Raw genomic sequence first — 1,973 nt, 5'->3', positions numbered from 1 at the left:
CCACAGTGTGGATCCAGGCGACGAGTCGGACATGTTCGAAAACAAGAAGCCCCATCTCGGCTTTGCCACGGCGATCAGTCAGATCCTGGTTCTCGACTTGGTGTTCTCGATCGACAGCATCATCACCGCGGTCGGCATGACGGATCATATTCCGATCATGGTGGTCGCCGTCGTGGTCGCCGTCGCCGTGATGTTGTTTGCAGCGGATCCGCTGGCGAATTTCATCAAGCGGAACCCGACCATCGTGATGTTGGCTCTGGGCTTCCTTTTGATGATCGGCATGACCCTCATCGCCGAAGGCTTCGGTGCCCACGTTCCCAGGGGGTACATCTACAGCGCGATGGCGTTCTCGGCCCTGGTCGAGGTTCTCAATATGCTCTCGCGAAAAGCGAAGAAGCGCACCTAACCACCTGCACGGAATAAAAAAAGGCCGCTCACCCGAGCGGCCTTTTCGTTGTCTGCCTTGGTCAGAACTTACCGAGCCTGATGAACTGCGTCTCGCCGGAGGAATTGTCGACGCCGTCGTTGTCGGTGACGATGTAGGCGTCGCCTGCCGCATCGACCGCGAAGCCTTCGACCTTGTCGAGGACGTAGCCCTTCGGCGCCTTGAGGTCGCCCAGGAGATCGCGAAGCAGCGTCTTCTTCACAAGCGGCAGGGCTTCGCCCAGAGCTGCTGGTTTCATGTCGGATGCGGCGATCGAATAGAGCGTCTTGATCCTGGCCTTGTCGCCGATCTGGTTGTCACGTTCGATGACGATGAACCTGTCGCCGGTCGCCGTGATCTCGGACAATCCGACCCAACCCGTTGTGGTCTTGTCGAGGGGGTAACGGACGCCGCTCCAGCTCTTGTCGGAAGGCTTATAGGCAAGGAGCTTTACCGTCCCCTTGTCATCCTCTGCCCATTCCCGCTGTACCGCGACCCAGACGCGTTCCTCGTTTCCGGAACCCGACACCGTCACGCCCTCATAGCCGTAATTCTTGGCGCCCTTTTCGAGATCGGCGGGCAACTTGATCTCGTCCTGTATGGCGCCCTTGGAGTCGACCTTGAGCAGGAGGTTGTTCATGCCCTTTTCGAGGTTGCCCTCGGAAGCGAGCCAGAATCCACCATCTGCGGCGATCGCAATCCCTTCAAGGTCGAGCTTCTCGGCGGTGCTGCCGTTACGGGTGACGAGCATTTCGCTGATGATCCGGGCAGGGTTGGTCCGCGCGTCGATCGTGAGGATACGCGGTGCGCCATCATAGACGCTGTCGGTCACCGCGTAGAGCTTGCCCGGCTGCGAGGCGTCGGCGGCGAGGCCCGAGAGGGCGCCCCAGCCGATCGGGAGGCCTTGGGCACTATTGGTCGAACGAATGGTCGGGTAGGCCGGCGCCGACCGTTCGGCCCTTTGATAGACCATCACATGCGGCCCGACGCCGCCTTCGCCGTGGAGGTCGGTCTCGCTCGTGGCGATGAAGAGATTGCGCCCTGGGATAGCCAACAGACCTTCAGGCCCGATGCCGGTGGGAAGAACCTGCAGCAGCTCGGGCGCCGCGCCCGTATCGCGATAGACGCCCACGACGGAGGCGCGCTCTGCGCCGACGAAAATCAGGCGATCCTTGCCGAACTGGGCCACTTCGAGGCCTTCGATCTCGACGCCCTTTTTGTTGCGCTTGTCGGGATAGTGACCGAGCGAAACGACCTCGTGCTCCAGCGATGCGCCGGATTCGTAGGCGACCGAGCCGTCCTTGTTGAAAATGGTGAAACCGCGTGTCCCGCCTTTCCAATCGCCCTCGTTCGCAGTGACAAGCCGGGTGGTATCGAGCCAATGGACCGCGTCCGGCTCGCGTGGCACGGCCTTCATCGATCCACTGAGGTCGATCTTGCCGTCCTTCTTCGTGTCGATGGCCGCAAGATCGACTGTGCCGGCCGGGAAGTGGGCTTCGACCTTTCCGGTCGCCCCGTCGATGATGACGATATGGTTGTTTTCCTGCAG

Annotated in this window: 2 protein-coding genes; one reads left to right on the top strand and one right to left on the bottom strand. The window is 61.1% G+C overall.

All coding sequences use genetic code 11. From position 1 onward, the window contains the following. Positions 1-406 (top strand): TerC family protein (locus AC1DT3_RS19285; protein ID WP_477466828.1); only part of this gene is annotated, 406 nt, incomplete at its 5' end. A gap of 61 nt (positions 407-467) precedes the next feature. On the opposite strand, the gene AC1DT3_RS19280 is transcribed toward AC1DT3_RS19285, so the two are convergent. Next, positions 468-1,973, bottom strand: a 1,506-nt coding sequence (locus AC1DT3_RS19280; protein ID WP_477466827.1) for an esterase-like activity of phytase family protein, incomplete at its 5' end; no start/stop codon positions are given.

This window comes from Microvirga sp. P4_G7 (genome assembly GCF_056401005.1).
This window is presented reverse-complemented; position numbering and strand designations above follow the sequence as displayed.